11 protein-coding genes are annotated in these 16915 nt (G+C 70.8%); 5 read left to right on the forward strand and 6 right to left on the reverse strand.

Annotated elements, in window-relative coordinates; all coding sequences use genetic code 11:
• Positions 1 to 20: 20 nt before the first annotated feature.
• The 6 genes from ACIQMV_RS25085 to ACIQMV_RS25110 form a co-directional block, all read right to left on the reverse strand.
• A complete protein-coding gene (locus tag ACIQMV_RS25085) occupies positions 21 to 1229 on the reverse strand; it encodes a Gfo/Idh/MocA family protein (protein ID WP_402595697.1) in 1209 nt (402 codons plus the stop codon).
• Between the two features lie 114 nt (positions 1230 to 1343).
• Positions 1344 to 3566: a right-handed parallel beta-helix repeat-containing protein gene (locus ACIQMV_RS25090; RefSeq protein WP_402595698.1), complete on the reverse strand. Its 2223-nt coding sequence runs from the start codon at positions 3564 to 3566 to the stop codon at positions 1344 to 1346.
• 106 nt (positions 3567 to 3672) lie between these two features.
• Positions 3673 to 5130, reverse strand: a complete 1458-nt coding sequence (locus tag ACIQMV_RS25095; RefSeq protein WP_402595700.1) for a M1 family metallopeptidase — start codon at positions 5128 to 5130, stop codon at positions 3673 to 3675.
• Positions 5127 to 6800 (reverse strand): hypothetical protein, encoded by a 1674-nt coding sequence (locus tag ACIQMV_RS25100; RefSeq protein ID WP_402595702.1) that lies wholly within the window; start codon positions 6798 to 6800, stop codon positions 5127 to 5129. Before ACIQMV_RS25100 ends, ACIQMV_RS25095 begins: the two co-directional genes overlap by 4 nt.
• 70 nt (positions 6801 to 6870) lie before the next feature.
• Positions 6871 to 7731, reverse strand: a complete 861-nt coding sequence (locus ACIQMV_RS25105; RefSeq protein WP_141367939.1) for a carbohydrate ABC transporter permease — start codon at positions 7729 to 7731, stop codon at positions 6871 to 6873.
• Between the two features lie 91 nt (positions 7732 to 7822).
• Positions 7823 to 8782 (reverse strand): ABC transporter permease, encoded by a 960-nt coding sequence (locus ACIQMV_RS25110; protein ID WP_402595703.1) that lies wholly within the window; start codon positions 8780 to 8782, stop codon positions 7823 to 7825.
• A gap of 258 nt (positions 8783 to 9040) precedes the next feature.
• Here ACIQMV_RS25110 and ACIQMV_RS25115 point away from each other — a divergent pair, with 258 nt between their 5' ends.
• From ACIQMV_RS25115 to ACIQMV_RS25135, 5 genes are all read left to right on the forward strand, one after another.
• The gene (locus ACIQMV_RS25115) at positions 9041 to 10111 is read left to right on the forward strand and encodes a hydroxyacid dehydrogenase (RefSeq protein ID WP_402595705.1); all 1071 of its coding nucleotides are present in this window, start codon (positions 9041 to 9043) and stop codon (positions 10109 to 10111) included.
• Between the two features lie 71 nt (positions 10112 to 10182).
• On the forward strand, positions 10183 to 11343 hold the full coding sequence (locus tag ACIQMV_RS25120) for a LacI family DNA-binding transcriptional regulator (RefSeq protein ID WP_402595707.1): 1161 nt from the start codon (positions 10183 to 10185) through the stop codon (positions 11341 to 11343).
• A gap of 175 nt (positions 11344 to 11518) precedes the next feature.
• Positions 11519 to 12922 carry a M60 family metallopeptidase gene (locus ACIQMV_RS25125; protein ID WP_402595709.1) on the forward strand — a complete coding sequence of 468 codons (1404 nt, stop codon included), beginning with the start codon at positions 11519 to 11521 and terminating at the stop codon, positions 12920 to 12922.
• Positions 12923 to 13147: 225 nt separating this feature from the next.
• Complete coding sequence (locus ACIQMV_RS25130; RefSeq protein WP_402595711.1) at positions 13148 to 14476, forward strand: M60 family metallopeptidase; 1329 nt, start codon at positions 13148 to 13150, stop codon at positions 14474 to 14476.
• A 20-nt stretch (positions 14477 to 14496) separates the two neighbouring features.
• Positions 14497 to 16893, forward strand: a complete 2397-nt coding sequence (locus ACIQMV_RS25135; RefSeq protein WP_402595713.1) for a polysaccharide lyase 8 family protein — start codon at positions 14497 to 14499, stop codon at positions 16891 to 16893.
• The last annotated feature ends 22 nt before the right edge of the window (positions 16894 to 16915 follow it).

Raw genomic sequence — 16915 nt, forward strand, 5'->3', positions numbered from 1 at the left:
GGCGTCGCCGCACCTTTCCTTCAGGCCTGCGCCGGACGGGTCTGCCCGCGCTCGAAGTACGCGATCAGCTCGGGGGCGAGCTCCGGGATCTCGCGGGGCGTTCCACCGGCGCGCAGCGACTCGGTGGCCCGCACGCCGGCCGCGACGGCCATGCGCGCGGCGACCGGCGAGGTGTCCGTGACGCCGCCCTCGCGCGCGAACCGCACGAACTCGTCGATCAGGAGCGGGTCGGCGCCGCCGTGTCCGGCGTTGTCCACGGCGTCCGGGACGGCGTACTCGGCATCGGCCTCGGCCCGGTGGGTGGAGCGGCGGGAGTTCCACACCCTGACCACTCCCCCGGGCCCGTCTCCGAAGTTCTCCAGCCGGCCCGCGTCCCCGATGACGGTGTAGTTGCGCCAGTAGTCCGGCGTGAAGTGGCACTGCTGGTAGGCCGCGAGCACCCCGTTGTCGAAGCGCATGTTCACGAGCGACACGTCCTCGACGTCGATGACGGGGTTGAGAGCCCGTTGCGTGTGCGGCGGCCAGTGACCGTCCTTCGTGTACCAGTCCTCGTGCTTGGGCTCGCCGGGTGCGCGCCGGTGCGGATTGTCGCCGTAGACCATGAGGTCTCCGAGGGCCTGGACCTGCCGGGTGTAGCCGCTCGCGAGCCAGTGCAGCACGTCGATGTCGTGGGCGGCCTTCTGCAGCAACAGACCGGTGGTGTACTGCCGTTCAGCGTGCCAGTCCTTGAAGTACCAGTCGCCGCCGTAGCCGACGAAGTGCCGCACCCACACGGTCTTGACCTCGCCGATCTCGCCGCGCGCGATGATGTCGCGCATCAGCCGGACGACGGGCATGTGGCGCATGTTGTGGCCGACGTAGAGGCGGACGCCGGTCTCGTAGGCGGTGCGCAGGAGCTCGTCGCAGCGCTCGATCGCGATGTCGAGCGGCTTCTCGACGAAGACCGGTTTGCCCGCCTCGAGCGCCTCTCGGGCGATGTCGGCGTGCGTGTGGTCGGGGGTGAGGACGAGGATCGCGTCGACGTCCGGGTCCTCGATCACCTTCTTGTGGTCGTTGGACATCACCGCGCCGGGGAACGCCAGGGCCGCCTCCTCCCGCGCGGCGGCGTCGTGGTCCGCGAGGGCGGTGACCCGGGAGCCGGCTCCCGGCCGGTGCGCGGTGCGCGCGAGGGAGCCGCGCAGTCCGTAACCGATGACGCCGAGGCGCAGGTCGCGGGGGGCGTCGGTCATGGCATAACCGCCTTTCTCTTACGTGATGTTGGTGCGGCCCGCAGAGGCATGGCGAAGCACGGGGCGGCCGCGGACCCGCTGACTGGTCCGCGGCGCGCCCTCCGGTGCTCCGGGCTACGGGTGCACCAGTACGTGGGCGAGGGCCACCCGCCCGGTGCCGGTGACCCGGATGCGGATGTAGCGGGCCTCGGTGTCGGTGTCGAGGAGGGTGGGGCGCAGTGCCTTGCCGGTGACGTGCGCGGTGGTGGCGTCGGAGAAGTCGGCCGAGGCGGCGAGCTGCACGTCGAAGTCCGCGGTCGTCATGGAGGTGTCGTTCCAGACCTCGACCTGTCCGACGTGGTGGGCGGCACCGAGGTCCACCTGCCACCAGGCGCCCGCCTCGGAGAGGGTGCGGGTGTCGGTGGAGGTGTCGCCGTCGATGGCGTTGGCCGCCGTGGCCGTGCCGTCCGTGGAGGACTGGCTCACGGTGCCGGTGCGGGCCAGGTCGGGACGGAGCTGTTCGACGCTGCCGCGGCCGTTCGCGCCGGCGGCTGCGGCGACCTCGACGGCCTCGACCGGGAGCCGGTCCAGCTTCGTGTGGTTGCCGGCCATGGTCGAGCCGGTGCCCGCGAGGGCCGGGGCATCGGTGTCGGTCCAGTTGCCGGTGGCGTGGTTGTCGATGCCGTAGTCGGCCCAGTTGGAGACCCACTTGTAGCCGATGCGCGTGATGACGTTGTGGGTGACGGCGATGTGGCTGGACTGTTCGTCGAGGTAGATGCCGTTGCCGTCGCGTTCGGTGTTCCCGTACGCGCTGCGGTTGATGTAGTTGCCGGAGATCACGGTGCCGGGCTGGGCGCCCTGGGTGTAGATGGCGGCGCCGTCGTGCTGCTCGTGCTCGACCCGCATGACGTCGGTGATCCGGTTGTTCGTGATGCGGTTGTCGCGGAGCACGGACTGCCGGGCCTCGGGCTGGTCCCAGCCCCAGCCGACGGAGATGCCGGAGTACGGCAGGTCGTCGAGGGTGTTGTGGTCGATGACGGTTCCGGCCTCGTAGCCCGCCCAGATGCCGACGGCGTCCGTGTATTCCACACCCGTATGGCGGATGGTGTTGTACGAGACCGTATTGCGGGCTCCTACGAGTTCGGGGGCCGGCATGGGTTCCGTGTCGCCGATGTACGCGGCGCCGGAGGAGAGGTCGGTGAAGCGGCAACGGGTGAGCGTGGAGTCCTGGGTGCCCTGTTCGAAGATCGCGCCCGCGCCGCCGAGGTGGGTGAAGGTGCTGTGGTCGACCACCACGTGGCGGCCGCCGCGGACGGTGAGGGCGGCGGCAGGCTTGGTGTAGTAGCGGCCCGCGTGGTCGACGGGGCCGGTGGCGCCGGTCAGGGTCAGGCCGGCCTGCGTGCCCGCGTAGCCCTCGTCCGTGTTCGGCTGCTGGTAGGCGGCGTAGGCGAAGCCGATTCCGGTGACGCGGACGTCGTGGGCGCCGTCGAGCACGAGCAGCCCTTCCGAGGCCGGGGTGACGGCCTTGGAACGGCGCGGGTTCTCGCCCTCGCGGGGCAGGTACGTGACGGTGCGTGCGGCCGACTCCCAGACGAACTCGCCTGGTTTGTCGAGGAGTTCGCGGGCATTTTCGAAGAAGGCGACCTTGGAGTAGCGGGACGAGTCGACGGTCGTCGTGTCCCAGGCGGGCCCTGTGCGGTCGGTCCCGGAGGCCGAGTTGGTCCAGCAAGGCTGGGCGAAGGTCATGACGTCGCCGGTGACGGCGGCGATCCGGCAATGGTAGTTGCGCCAGCGGACGCTGATGACGGCCTCGGCGTCGGTGGGGCGGGTCCAGTCGGCGATGCCGGTCTTCTCGGCGCCGGTCATGCCGGTCTTGGTGGCGTCGCACACGGCGGCGGCGCAGGGCCCGCCCCGGGCGCGCACGGCCCGTTGTCCGTCGACGAACAGCTGGCGCGGGGTGACGCCCTCGGGCACCTTGGCGGTCCAGGTTCCGTCGCCGTTCACGGTCCAGCCGGTCAGGGCCCGGCCGCCGGAGAGCACGGGCCGTGCGCCTCGGGCCGCGGCCCAGGTGACTCCGGAGTCCTCCGCGCCGAGCTTCAATGGGGTGCTCAACTCGTATGTTCCGTCGATGAGTTCGACGCGCACGTCGCGTCCGGTGACGGCTCGGGCGGCGTCCCGCGCGCCCTCCAGGGAGCAGGGACGCCCGAGGGTGCAGTGGGACCCGGAGCCGTGCGGCGCGGCGTAAAGGACCTTGGGGGCCGAGGCCGCCTCGGCGGCGGGCAGCGGGCTGAGGAGCAGCGCCGCGCCGACGAGGAACGCGGATCCGGCGGTGCGAGTTGTGCGGGTGCGCGGTCTCATGCGATGACCTTCCGCTCGAACGGCCCGCCGCTCGGGGCGGGCCGGGGAATGGGGGTGCGGCTCAAGGGCTGATGTGTGCGGCCGACCGTGGTCCGGCCGCCCCTGATCAAGCCGTGGCAGTCCAGTCCGGGTGGCCCGGCATCGGCGGGTTCTTCGCGCCGAACAGCCAGTCCCGCAGGAACGGGTCCAGTGAGCGGTCGCCCGCCACGCTGACGGCGTGGGCGATGAAGTCCTCGCTGGTGACCGTGCGGTCCTTGAAGCGGCGCGGCCACAGACTCATGATCCGATCGAACGTGCGCTGTCCCGTGTGGAGTTGGAGCGCGTAGAGCACCAGCGCGCCGCCGTCGTAGATGTTGGTGCCGCCGAGGGCCTTGGGCAGCCCGGGCGGCCCGTCGGTCGCGCGGATCGCGTCGAGCTCGGCGTACGTCGCCTTCATCTTGTCGGCCATGACGGACCAGCCGCGCTCCTCGCTGTAGAGCGCGGAGTAGTACACGGCGGGGCCCTCGTTGAGCCATGCCTGCTGCCAGTCGTTCGGCGTGACGCTGTCGCCGAACCACTGGTGGGTCAGCTCGTGCACCATGGTGTTCTCGTACGTCGGGTTTCCGTCGGCCCTGGGCTTGAACCAGTTGGTGCCCATCAGGGTGAGCGTCGTGTTCTCGAGGGCGTCGGTGTACCCGTCGTAGATGTGGAGGCCGTACACGGAGAACGGGTAGCGGCCGAACTTCGCTTCCAGCCAGGCGAGATGGTCGGGAGTTCGCGCGACGATCGGGGCGTACTTGTCCTCCTGGCCCCGCGGGACGATGTGTCGCAGCGGCAGCCCGGTGTGCGAAGTTCCGTACAGATAGGTGCCGTTGACGACGGCGATGCCGAGCAGTTCCGTCGGCATGCGCTCGCGCAGCGCGAAGTGCCAGACGGTCGAGCCGTCGGCTCGCTTGTCCTTGCCGGTCAACTCGCCGTTGGCAGTGGCGACATAGCCTTCGGGCGCGGAGATGTGGAAGGTCCAGGTGGCCTTGTCGGACGGCGTGTCGTTGCACGGCAGGAACGTGTCGGCCCGTGACGACTGCACGGCGGAGGCGAAGCCGCCGTCCGAGCCGAACCTCCAGCCGGTCAGTCCCGCCCGCGGCGCCTTGCCGTTGCCGCGGTAGGCGACGGTGACGTCGAACGGGGCGCCCTTGTGGAGCGGCGCCTCCGGGGTGACGGTCAGCTCCTGGCCGGACTGGCCCAGGGACAGGGCGCAGGACGCGGCGCGGCCGTTGACCGTGATCGAGTCGATGGTGTGGCCGTCGGTGTCCAGGTTGAACGCCGAAAGGTCCTGCGTGGCCCGCGCGTTCAGCTTCACCACAGCCGTGAAGTCGTACGTCACCGGTGTGAAGTCGAAGGTCAGGTCGTAGTGGACGACCTGGTAGCCGCCGTTGCCGAGGGTCGGGAACAGCGGGTCGCCGACCCCGTCGGAGCCGGGGCGCGGGTCGAACCCCGCGGCGCCGGCGGGCGAGCCCAGGACCGGTACGGTGATCGCGGCGGCGACCGCCGCCTTCGTGAGGAACGCGCGTCGGCTGGTGGTCACTTCTTCCCCTTCTGCGAGGCCTGCTCGAACTCGGCGCGGCACTTGTCGCCCCCGGCGTTGCGCCACTGCTTGACGATCGAGTCGTACGCGGACAGCGGCTTGCGCCCGGTGACCAGGTCCTTCAGACCGTCGAGGTGGATGGTGTAGAGGCTGCCGAGCCCCTTGGAGTCCCAGGTCGGCGAGGAGTAGCTGAGGGTCGGGTCCTCGATGAGCTTCGGGATCAGTACGGAGTACGCCTCGTGCACGTAGCGGGCGGCCTCCGGGTGCGTGGCGCTGAAGAACGCGGGTGTCGCGGAGGCGAGCTTGCCCCACGGCACGGTCACGTCCTGGGTGCCCTGTTTGGTGAGGACGGGCGTGCCGTTCTCGTCCCGCTGGTAGTCGACGTTCTCGACGCCGTAGTTGACGAGCGTGTATTCGAGCGACCCGAAGGGCGAGGCGGCGAAGTCGGCGAGCCGCAGCAGTTCCTTGACCCGCTGCTCGCTCGCCCTGCGGATGTAGCAGTTCTGCAACGAGACGTTGTCGGTCCAGGTCACCGCGTCCTTGCCGACCGGGACCATGGGCCGCACGTCGAACGACTTGTCGATGGCCGCCATGGCGTCGACGTAGCCGGTGGCCGTGGTCAGGTACGCCGGCATGCCGTCGAAGACGTAGGCGGCCTTGCCGTTCTTGAAGAGGTCCGTGTACTGGGCCTTCTGGGCTCCGGACATCTGCACGGTGCCCGGGTAGTAGCAGCCCGCCTTGTAGAGCTTGGCGGCGGTCTCGACCGCGTACAGGTACTTGTCGTCCTCCAGCTGGTACGTCCACTTGCCGGACTCGCGGTCGAACTTCCAGAAGTGCTGAGCCCCGGCCGACATGGCGAGCAGGGTGGTGCCGCCGCCGGAGAAGAAGTACTGCTTGTTCCTGGCGTCCGTGAGGTCCTTGGCGAGCTCGACGAGCCGCTCGATGCTGTCGATCTGGTCGAGGCTGGTGACGCCCGCCTGCTGGAACAGGTCGGCCCGGTAGAAGCCGGCGCCGGCGCTGCCCGAGCGGGCGATCGGGACGCCGTAGAGCTTGCCGCCCTTGATGGCGTCACGCCAGGCGTACTGGGGGATGGCCGCGAGGTTGGGGTAGTCCTTGACCTTGTCACCGGAGAGGTGGGGGCCCAACTCGGCGCACTTGGCGGCGAGGAACGAGCCCATGTTGTCGACACCTCCCGTCTCCGGGTACATGAAGATGTCGGGCAACTGGTCACCGGCGACCATCGTCGAGAACTTCGCCGGGTAGTCGTCCGCGGGCACGGCCGTGAAGTCGACCTGGGTGCCGAGCAGCTTCTCGATCTCCCGCCAGGCGGCGTTCTTGCCCCGGCCGGGCGGCAGCGGCGCGAACGTCTCGGTGACCGCGGTGATCCTCTTGGCGCCCTTGAGGGGGGTGCCTTCGGTGGCTCGGGCCAGTACGCGCGGGTACTTCAGGAAGGCGTTCGGGACGCCCGCCGCGGTGCCGGGCAGGTCGGCCTTGATGCCGATGTTGCGCACGGTGGTGGTCGGCAGCAGCTTGGCGTTCTTGGCCTCGGCCTTGGCGGCGGTGCCGCCGTCGCCGCACGCGGCGAGCAGCGGCGCCGCGGCGACGGCGAGACCGGCGCCCGCACCCCAGCGGAGCAGGGTGCGTCGGTTGACGGATGTGGTGCCGGACATGGGGGACTCCTCAATACGAGGGGAAACGGGGAGAGGTGGGGGGTGCGGGTGCGGCAGATCGGAGCGCGCGTCAGCCCTTGACGGCGCCGGTGAGGACGCCCTTGGTGAAGAACCGCTGGAGGAAGGGGTAGACGAGCAGGATCGGCACGACGGCGATGACGAGGACGGCCATCTGCACGGCCTGCTGCGGGGCGACCACCTCGCCGGCTGCCGCGGTGTCGAGGCTCTGGCCCTGGAGGATGAAAGTGCGCAGGACCATGGGCAGCGGCCACTTGTCGTTGTCGCCGAGGTAGAGCAGGGCGTTGAAGTAGGCGTTCCAGTACGCGACGGCGTAGAAGAGGCCGACGACGGCGATGACCGCCTTGGACAGCGGCAGTACGACCCGGATCAGGGTCCGGAAGTCGCCCGCGCCGTCCACCTTCGCAGCGTCGTACAGCTCCTCCGGCAGGTTCATGAAGAAGGCCCGCATCACGACGAGGTTGAAGGCGCTGACCATGGTGGGCAGGACGAGCGCGGCGAAGGTGTTGTAGAGGCCCAGCTCCTTCACCAGGAGGAAGTTGGGGATGACGCCCGCGTTGAAGAGCATCGTGAACAGGGAGGTCATGAGGATGAACCGGCCGCCGACGATGCCGCGCCGCGACAGCCCGTACGCCATGCCGATGGTGGCGAGGAGGCTGCAGGCGGTGCCGATGGCGGTGACGCCGATGCTCACGAACAGGGCGCGGGTGACGCGCCCGCCGGTGAACGCGGTGCGATAGGCGTCGAGGCTGGGGTGGTCGGGCCACAGGACGAGCCCGTTGGACTTGATGATGTCGGTCTGCGAGGCGAAGCTCGTGCCGATCACACCGATCAGCGGGTACGCCACCAGGCCCACGACGATCACGAGGGCGAGCCCCTTGAGCACGAGGCCGAGCAGGGTGGGTTTCTCCATCCACGGGGGCCGGGCGCCGGAGGGGCGCAGTTCTCCCGCCGCGGGCACGGGGCGGGTGGCGCTCCCGCGGCGCGTCTTCACAGCGGACGTCTCAACGGTCAGCACCGCGGTACACCCCTTCATGTCCGAGCCGGTGGGCGAACTTGTTGGCGCCGATGACGAGGACGGTGCCGATCACCGCCTTCACCAGGCCCACGGCGGCCGCCGTGCCCCACTGGTTGTCCTTGATGCCGTGGAAGTAGACGTATGTGTCGAGGACTTCACCGGCGTCGGGGCCGACGGCGTCGCGCTGGAGCAGGATCTGCTCGAAGCCGACGGTGAGGATGTTGCCGAGGTTGAGGATCAGCAGCAGGACGAGCACCGGTGACAGACCGGGCAGGGTGACGTGCCAGAAGCGGCGCCACCTGGCCGCGCCGTCCATGGCCGCCGCCTCGTACAGGCCGCGGTCGATGGAGAGCAGTGCGGCGAGGATGATGATGGTGCCCCAGCCGGCGTCCTTCCACATGACCTGGAGCGCGAGCAGCCAGGGGAAGGCGTTCGGGTCGGTCGTCATGTCGTAGCGGGGCAGACCGAGGGATGCGAGCAGGTCGGGCACGACGCCGGCGCCGCCCAGGATCTGCTGGAAGATCGAGACGATGATGACCCAGCCGATGAAGTGCGGCAGGTAGACCACGCTCTGTACGAAGCGGCGCAGCTTGTCGCTGACGATGCTGTTGAGCAGCAGTGCGAGCGCGATCGGCACGGGGAAGAACAGGACGAGCTGGACGAGCGCGATCTCCAGTGTGTTGCCGGTCGCCGACCAGAAGTCGGGGTCGGCGAAGGCCGTCGTGAAGTTGGTGAAGGCGGTCCAGGCGCTGTGCATGTAGCCCAGGTAGGGCTGGTAGTCCTGGAAGGCCACCATGTAGCCCAACAGCGGCACGTAGTGGAACACCACGAAGTACAGGAGGCCGGGCAGGCACAGCAGCAGCATCACTCTGTCGCGCTTGAGACGCTGCCAAAGGGTCTTGCGGGGAACGCGGTCGACGGCGTTCGGTGGTGCGGAGACAGTCATGGAACGGTCCTGTTCGGCCGGTTGGCGCAGGAACTGAGGTTCTGCGGCGGCAAGTTAGTAAGCGGTTAACCCCATCGTCAATAGATCCGGAGATTTGACCGAGCAAAGAAGGGCTGCGAACCGGCCACTTCAGCTCATCATTTCCGGCTGTACCAGGGCAACTTGACCGCCATACGTTCTCTGTGACCTTGACGGTCGAGCAACGTGCTCCCTAGCGTTCGGTACCGCCATAGAACACGTTTACTGTCCGGAGGCAGGGTGCGTACCACTGACGAGGCGCCGGTCGAGGCCAAGGCCACCGACGCCACACCGCCCCCGCGGCGGCCCCGTACGGTCCTCGCGATGGACTCCTCGGTCGTGGACGACGTCTTCCCGCCCGCGGTGCGGGCGCGCCTGGAGGAGATCGCGGACATCCGTCCTCCGCGTGTCGTACGGGAGTTCACCAGCCCGCAGGCGCAGGCGGCCCTCGCCGAGTGCGAGGTCCTGCTCACCGGCTGGGGCTGCCCACCCGTCGACAGGGCCGCGCTCGACCGGGCGCCCCGGCTGCGCGCGGTGATCCACGCGGCCGGCACCGTGAAGACGTTCCTGAGCCGGGAGGCCTACGAACGCGGCATCGCGGTCTCCTCGGCGGCCGCGGCCAACGCCGTGCCGGTCGCCGAGTTCACACTCGCCGCGATCATCCTGGGTACCAAGCGGGCCTTCCCGCTCGCCCATCTCTTCCGCAGCCGGCGCACCCACCGCACCGAAGCCGATCTGGAGCGCCACCACTGGCTCGGCACCCGCGGCATCACCGTCGGTGTGGTCGGCGCCTCGCGCATCGGCCGTCGCGTCGCGGAACTGCTGCGCACCCTCGACGCCGAGGTGCTCCTGTACGACCCCTACGTCGGCGACGCCGAGGCGGAGCTGCTCGGCGCCACCCGCACCGACCTGGACACCCTGGTGGCGACCAGCGATGTGGTGACCCTGCACGCGCCGGACACCGCGGAGACCCAGCATCTGCTCGATGCCCGCCGACTCGGCCTGATGCGCCCGGGCGCACTCCTGGTGAACACCGCCCGCGGTCCACTCGTGGACACGGAAGCCCTCACGGAACACCTGGTCAGCGGCCGTATCGACGCCGTGCTCGATGTCACGGACCCGGAACCGCTGCCCCCGGGACACCCGCTGTGGGACCTGCCCAACGTCTTCATCACCCCGCACATGGCGGGCGCCCAGGGCAACGAGGTGGGCAGGCTCGGCGCGCTCGCCGTCGACGAGCTGGCCCGGTACGCGCGCGGGGTGCCGCTGGCCCACGCCGTACTCCTGGAGGACCTGGAGCGGATCGCGTGACCAAAGCACCGCCGCACGCCATAGGCTCTGGGGCGGACCGACCACAGGCAGACCAGCACGACCATCAGGGGGTGGGCCGGATGTCCCAGCAGAGTTCCACGGCACCCGGGCCGGATGGGCACGGCGAACGACAGGGCGACCGGAGCGGGCAGCGCCGCGCGACGGTCGTCGACGTCGCGAAGCGCGCCGGGGTGTCCACGGCGACCGTCTCCCGCGTGATGAACCGCAACTATCCGGTCTCCGCCGCCACACGCGAGCGCGTCGAGGCGGCCATGCGTGAACTCGGTTATGTGGTCAACGCCCATGCCCGAGCGCTGGCCGGCGCCTCCGGCCGCACCGTCGGCATCATCGTCAGCGAGCTGATCGATCCGTTCTACGCGTACATCGCGCGCGGCGTCGAACGCGAGGCCACCGACGGCGACCGGCTCTGCCTGGTGTGCTGCACCCAGGGCGATCCGCAGCGCGAGCTCGCCTTCATTGAGTTGATGCACGAGCGGCGAGCGGACGCCGTGGTGCTGGTCGGCGGCAGTGTCGAGGACCGCGCCTACAAGGCCGAACTGGCGCGCCGGGCCCGGGAGCTGGACGCGGGCGGTTCGAAGCTCGTGCTGTGCGGACGGCCCTCGCTCGGCGACGACGTACCGACGGTCGGGGTCGAGTACGACAACGAGGGCGGCGCCTTCGCGCTCACCGACCACCTGATCAGGCAGGGCCATGAGCGGATCCTCTACCTGGGCGGGCCGCCCGGCCTCTCCACGGCGCGGGACCGGCTCGCCGGGCACCGGCGGGCACTTGAGCTGCGCGGCATCGCGCGGGATCCGGAGCTGGAACAGCCCGGTGCCTTCAGCCGTGCCTTCGGGTATCGGCGTATGGCCGAACTGCTGCGTGGCGGACCCCAGTTCACCGCTGTTTTCGCCGCGAACGACATCGTGGCGGCGGGTGCGGCGCAGGCTCTGGAAGAGGCCGGGGTGCGCATCCCGCAGGACGTGTCGCTGGTCGGGTACGACGACATCCCGGTGGCCCAGGAGCTGCGGCCCCGGCTGACGACCGTGCGGATCCCGCTGGAGGAGATGGGCCGGCAGGCGGTGCGGGTCGCGCTCAACGGCGGCGACGAGGACGACTGGCGCGCCCCGACGACCGGCACGCTGCGCCTCGGCACGCACATCGTCGTGCGGGAGTCGGTGGCGGCGCCGATGAACACCCCCTCGGGGAACGGCAAGCCGCGCCGGAGCTGACGCCGGACGAGGTGTGCTTGATTCTGCTCGCAAGAGGCCCGATCCGCATAGTAACGAACAGAAACTCGCCGAACCCTCTTGCGGTCGGGTAGCAACCGCTTACATGCTGGCGCGCAGCCCCACCGCTCGTCCCGCCCATCGCTCCGACGTCGTTCGTCTCCATGGGAGTCCCTGGATGCGCCCTGCCCACAAGCCTCTCCATGTCCCCGCCGAGCCGTCCGGCCCCGGCCGCCGCACCGTGCTCGCCGCACTGGCAGGTGCCGGTGCGGCCGTCGCCCTCGGCACCGGAACCGCGACCGCCTCCGCCGCGTCGCCCGGCGCCGCGAGCGGCGACACGCTGTTCGTCAAGGCGTTCCCGGACGCCGAGACGGAGCGGCTGCGGCTCGACCGGTCGCTGCGGGCCAGCGACTTCATCCCCACCGGGCGCTACGCTGCGCCGGGCACGCCCGTCACCGTCCGGGTGCGGTCGGCCCACGGGGTGCTCCCGGTTCTGCACATCGGCACCTTCGACGACTACCGGACGAACACCGACCTGAAGGCGCCGCGGACGTTCCGGCTCCGGCCGGGCCTGAACAAGGTCGCGGACCTCTACGGCGGCCCCATGTACCTGAGTTTCGCCGGCCACGGTCAGCGTGCCGCCGTCACCTTCGCCTCCGGCGCCGAGCGGATGGCGGTGTTCGAGCTCGGCCGGACGAGCGAGGCCGAGTTCCAGCGGCGGCTCGACACCCTCACCGGCGTCCCCTGGGTCGAACTCGTCACGGACCGGGCCATCCTGACGCTGACCCGCGAGGGTGCGCTGCTGTACCGCGGCGAGGACCACGCCGCCCTGATGGCGCTGTTCGACAGCGTCATCGACTCGCACGACCGGATCAGCGGCCTCGACAGCGGCCGGCCCCTCGACCGGCCCAAGGCGGGCCGCTACCACTTCATCGAGGTCAGCACCGTCCCCAAGGGCGTCACCGCGTACGCGTGGCACGGTTTCAACGGCTTCCCCCGCGCCTACATGGACCGGCTGTGCACGGTCGACGGCCTCACCACCCGCGGCTGGGGTCTGTACCACGAACTGGGCCACCTCAACCAGCAGGCCGCCTACCAGGCCGGCAGCCTCACCGAAGTCACGGTGAACATCTACTCGCTGGCGGCACAGCGCACTCTGGGCCGCCCCTCGAACCTCCTCACGGTCGACGCGAGGACGGGCCTCAACTGGTTCCAGTCAGCCCGGGCCAAGCTCGGCACCCCCGGTCTCTCCTACGTCGACGACTTCGGCGCCTACGAACAGCTCGTCCCCCTGAGGCAGCTGGAACTCGCCTTCGGTGACGACTTCTGGCCCCGCCTGCACCGGCTGGTCCGCGCGGAACACCAGCACGACGCCCCGGTGGAGGACTACGACCACCCGCCGGAGGTCGAAGCGCGCCAGTACCGCGCTCTCGGCACCTACGCCTCGCGCACGGCGGGCCGCGATCTGACGGAGTTCTTCGTCGACAGGTGGGCGATGCCGATCGACGCGCGGGGCGTCGCGGAGATCGCCGCCCTGAACCTCCCGAAGCCGAACACGGACCCGAGCACGCTCATGGACTGACGGCGCGAGCCGCACCGTCGGGCCTCCGGCCCTCGTGCTGCCCCGGGCGGTGGCGGCCGCCCACGGCACGTTGACGGCCGGCCGAGGCCCGCGCCCCGCCGGCACCGGCCGCACCGGCGGCTCGCGCCGCCGCACGCACACGACAGCACTCGTCCTCGGCCGACCCCGCTCGCTCGGCCGCAGCCCCCCCTCACCGTACGGACCGCCAAAAGGAGACGACGCCTCATGCGCACCCCCGCATCCCCGTCCCGCCGTACCGTCCTCGCCACCGCCGCGGCCACGGGCGCCGCGCTCGCCGTCGGCGGCCTCGGCGCCGGCACCGCTCGGGCCGCCGGCGACCTCACCGTGCCGCTCGTCGCCCGCCCCTCCGCCGAGGCGGAACGGCTCCGCCTCGGCCAGGCCCTGCGCGGCTCCGAGTTCCAGACGACCGGCCGCTACGTCCCGCCGGCCACCCCCCTCCGCTTCGACGTGCTGCCCTACGACGGCGTGGTGCCAACCCTCTGGATCGGGCAGTGGGACTACTACGGCACCGTCACCGAACCGCGCAGCCATCAGTTGAAACCGGGCGCGAACACCGTGACCGATCCGTACGGCGGACCCGTCTACTTCACCCTGGAGGGCCTCGGGCAGCGCGCCGCGGTCCGGTTCAAGAGCGGCTCCGTACCCATGCCGGTCTTCACGCTCGGGCGCACCACCGAGGCCGACTACCAGGGCCAGTTGGACACGTACACCGATGTCCCGGTCGTCGAGCTGCACGGGCCGCGCTCCATCGTGACGCTCACCCGGGACGGCGCGCTGCTGTACCAGGACGAGGACCACTCCGCGCTGCTGCGCCTGCTGGAGCAGATCATCGAGGCCGAGTCCGACATCAGCGGCCTGGACGGCTCGAAGCCGGTGCACCGGCCCAAGGCCGGCGGCTACCACTTCACCGAGGTGTCGGTGGTGCCGTCCGGCGTCGGCGCGTACGCGACGCACGGCTACAACGGATTCCCGCGCGCCTATCTCGACCGGGCCACCACGGTGGAGGGCCTGCGCACCCGCGGCTGGGGGCTGTACCACGAACTCGGCCATCTCCACCAGCAGATGGCGTACAAGCCGTCGGGGCTGACCGAGGTCACGGTGAACATCTACTCGCTGGCCGTGCAGCGCGCCCTCGGCCAGCCCTCCAACCTGCTGACCGTCGACCCGAAGACGGGCCTCAACTACTTCCAGTCCGCCCGGGCCAAGTTCGGCACAGCGGGGCTGACGTACGAGAAGTCCTTCAGCGCGTACGAGCAGCTCGTGCCGCTGCGGCAGCTGGAGCTGGCCTTCGGCGCCGACTTCTGGCCCAGGATGCACAAGCTGGTGCGCGAGGAGAACCCTCAGTCGGACTACACCGAGACGGCCAAGCGGTACCGGGCACTGGCCACGTACGCGAGCCGTGTCGCGGAGCGCGACCTCACCGATTTCTTCGTCACCACCTGGGCCTTCCCCATCGACGCCGAGGGACGGGCCGAACTGGCCGCGCTCCATCTGCCGAAGCCGACGGCCGACCCGGCCACGCTGACCGACTGACCTGGAGGACGAGACCCACCATGGACCTGAGCAGACGCCGGACCCTCGCGCTCGCCGGAGCGGGCGCGGTCGCCACCCTCATCGCCCGCCCGGGAGGCGCGAGCGCCGCCACCGGCGACGCCGACGATCCGTACGAGCCCCTGCTCGCCCGCGCCGCACAGCAGTTGACCGGCGGCGCCTTCGACCCCAAGGACCCGGACTTCGCCGCCGCGCTCACCGCCCTGGACACACAGGCCTCCACGTGGTGGCGGCAGATCGACACCTCCGCGGGCCGCAAGGCGCTGTGGGCCGATCTGTCCCCGGCCTCCGATCCCGGCATGTTCGGCCAGAGCTATCCGCGACTGCGCACGCTCGCAACCGCGTGGGCCACCCCCGGCACCTCGCTCACCGGGCAGGCGACCGTGCGCGACGGGATCCTCGACGCGCTGCGCTTCCTGCACACCGTCGGCTACAACGCCTCCCGTTCCGAGACCGGCAACTGGTGGTTCTGGGAGATCGGCGCGCCGCGCGCGCTGATGGACATCTGCGTGCTGCTGCGCGCCGATCTCCCCGCGGAGGACCGCGATGCCTATGTGAAGACGGTGGCCAGGTTCGTCCCCGACGCGGATCGCCGCACCAACTCCCCGACTCTCGCCGAGACCGGCGCCAACCGCTCCGACAAGGCCGTCATCCTCGCTCTGCGAGGACTGCTCGCACGCGACCCCGCCGCGCTCGTCCTGGCCCGCGACGGCCTGTCCGACGTCCGCGACAACGGGAAGAACAGCCTGTTCCAGTACGTCACTTCGGGTGATGGGTTCTACCGGGACGGCTCGTTCGTGCAGCACTCCGACGTCGCGTACACGGGCACGTACGGCAGCGTCCTGCTGGGCGGCGCCGCCCAGCTGATCGCGCTGCTCGCCGGCTCCGACTGGGCCGTCACCGACCCCTCGGTCGAGGTGCTGTACGAGGCTGTCGAGCGGAGCTTCGAGCCCTTCCTGTTCGACGGTCTGATGATGGACGCGGTGCGTGGCCGTGCCATCTCCCGCGAGTTGGCCCGCGACCACGACGACGGCGCGTCCGCGGTCTCGCACATCCTCCAACTCGCCGACGGCGCACCACAGGCGTACGCGGACGGCTGGCTCGCGGCGGCCAAGGGCTGGATCCTGCGCAACACGAGGACGCCGTACAAGGAACTCGTCGGAATCCCTGCCCTGGCCCGCGCGAAGGCCCTCCTCGACGAACCGGCGGTGCGGCCCGCGGACCGCCTCACCGGGCACTACGTCCTCGCAGACATGGACCGCGTCGTACATCGGCGGCCGTCCTGGGCATGCGCGCTGTCGCTGTCGTCGAAGCGCATCGCCGCCTACGAGATGGGCAACGGTGAGAACCTGCACGGCTGGTACACCGGCGACGGCATGACCTACCTGTACGGCGGCGACGACCCGGACGCCTTCGGTGACTCCTTCTGGCCGACCGTCGACCCGTACCGGCTGCCGGGCACGACGGTGGACACCCGCGCGCGGGCCGATCTCGGGACCGGCAGCGGGACCGGCACCGTCCGCCCGAAGAACGCGGTCGCGGGCGGCGCCGTGCTCGACGCCCGGTTCGGTGCCGCCGCGATGGAGCTGATCGCGGACGGGTCGACGCTGCGGGCCAGGAAGGCGTGGTTCTTCCTGGACAACGCGGTCCTCGCGCTCGGCGCCGGGATCACGGCGAGCGACGGCAGGACGATCGAGACGGTGGTGGAGAACCGGAACCTGCACGCCGAAGGGGCGCCGCTGCTCACCGTCGACGGGCGTCGGCAGCCCACGGAGCAGGGGTGGTCGGCCGAACTGGACGACGCACGCTGGGCCCACCTGGAGGGCACGGGCGGTTATGTCTTCCCCTCCGGCGGACCGCTGCGCGCCCTGCGCGAGGAGCGGACCGGCACGTGGGGCGCCCTCAACACCGGCGCGGACACGGCCGGCAGCACCACCCCGGTCAGCCGCCGCTACGCCACCCTCTGGTTCGACCACGGCCCCTCCCCCACGTCCGCCTCCTACGCCTACGTCCTGCTGCCGGGCGCGACCGCTGCCGCGACCCTGGCCTGGTCCCGCTCCCTCCCGGCGCGCGTACTCGCCAACAACGCCACCGTCCAGGCGGTCGCCTCACCCCGTCTCGGCCTGCTCGCGGCACACTTCTGGGCGGCGGGCTCGGTCGACGGGCTGAGCGCGGACGGCCCCGGCACCGTCCTGGTGTGCCGCCACGGCGAGGCCATATCGGTGGCGGTGGCGGATCCGGGCCGTACGACGGCGACCCTGACCGTCCGGCTCCCCTTCCCCGTGAGCAGGGTGGTGAGCGCCGACGACACGGTGTCCGTCACACCGGGCCGACAGCCCGTGCTCACCGTGCGCGTGGGCGGCTCACGGGGGCACACGCACACCGCCCGGCTGCGCTGAGCCCGTAGCCACCGACCCACCC

This window comes from Streptomyces sp. NPDC091412 (assembly GCF_044756885.1).
GTDB lineage: Bacteria > Actinomycetota > Actinomycetes > Streptomycetales > Streptomycetaceae > Streptomyces.

What these genes read in the sequence shown, in the direction of transcription:
- ACIQMV_RS25100 (WP_402595702.1), bottom strand. Translation starts at nt 6,800, where the DNA reads ATGTCCGGCACCACATCCGTCAACCGACGCACCCTGCTCCGCTGGGGT.
- ACIQMV_RS25105 (WP_141367939.1), bottom strand. Translation starts at nt 7,731, where the DNA reads ATGGAGAAACCCACCCTGCTCGGCCTCGTGCTCAAGGGGCTCGCCCTC.
- ACIQMV_RS25085 (WP_402595697.1), bottom strand. Translation starts at nt 1,229, where the DNA reads ATGACCGACGCCCCCCGCGACCTGCGCCTCGGCGTCATCGGTTACGGA.
- ACIQMV_RS25090 (WP_402595698.1), bottom strand. Translation starts at nt 3,566, where the DNA reads ATGAGACCGCGCACCCGCACAACTCGCACCGCCGGATCCGCGTTCCTC.
- ACIQMV_RS25130 (WP_402595711.1), top strand. Translation starts at nt 13,148, where the DNA reads ATGCGCACCCCCGCATCCCCGTCCCGCCGTACCGTCCTCGCCACCGCC.
- ACIQMV_RS25135 (WP_402595713.1), top strand. Translation starts at nt 14,497, where the DNA reads ATGGACCTGAGCAGACGCCGGACCCTCGCGCTCGCCGGAGCGGGCGCG.
- ACIQMV_RS25125 (WP_402595709.1), top strand. Translation starts at nt 11,519, where the DNA reads ATGCGCCCTGCCCACAAGCCTCTCCATGTCCCCGCCGAGCCGTCCGGC.
- ACIQMV_RS25110 (WP_402595703.1), bottom strand. Translation starts at nt 8,782, where the DNA reads ATGACTGTCTCCGCACCACCGAACGCCGTCGACCGCGTTCCCCGCAAG.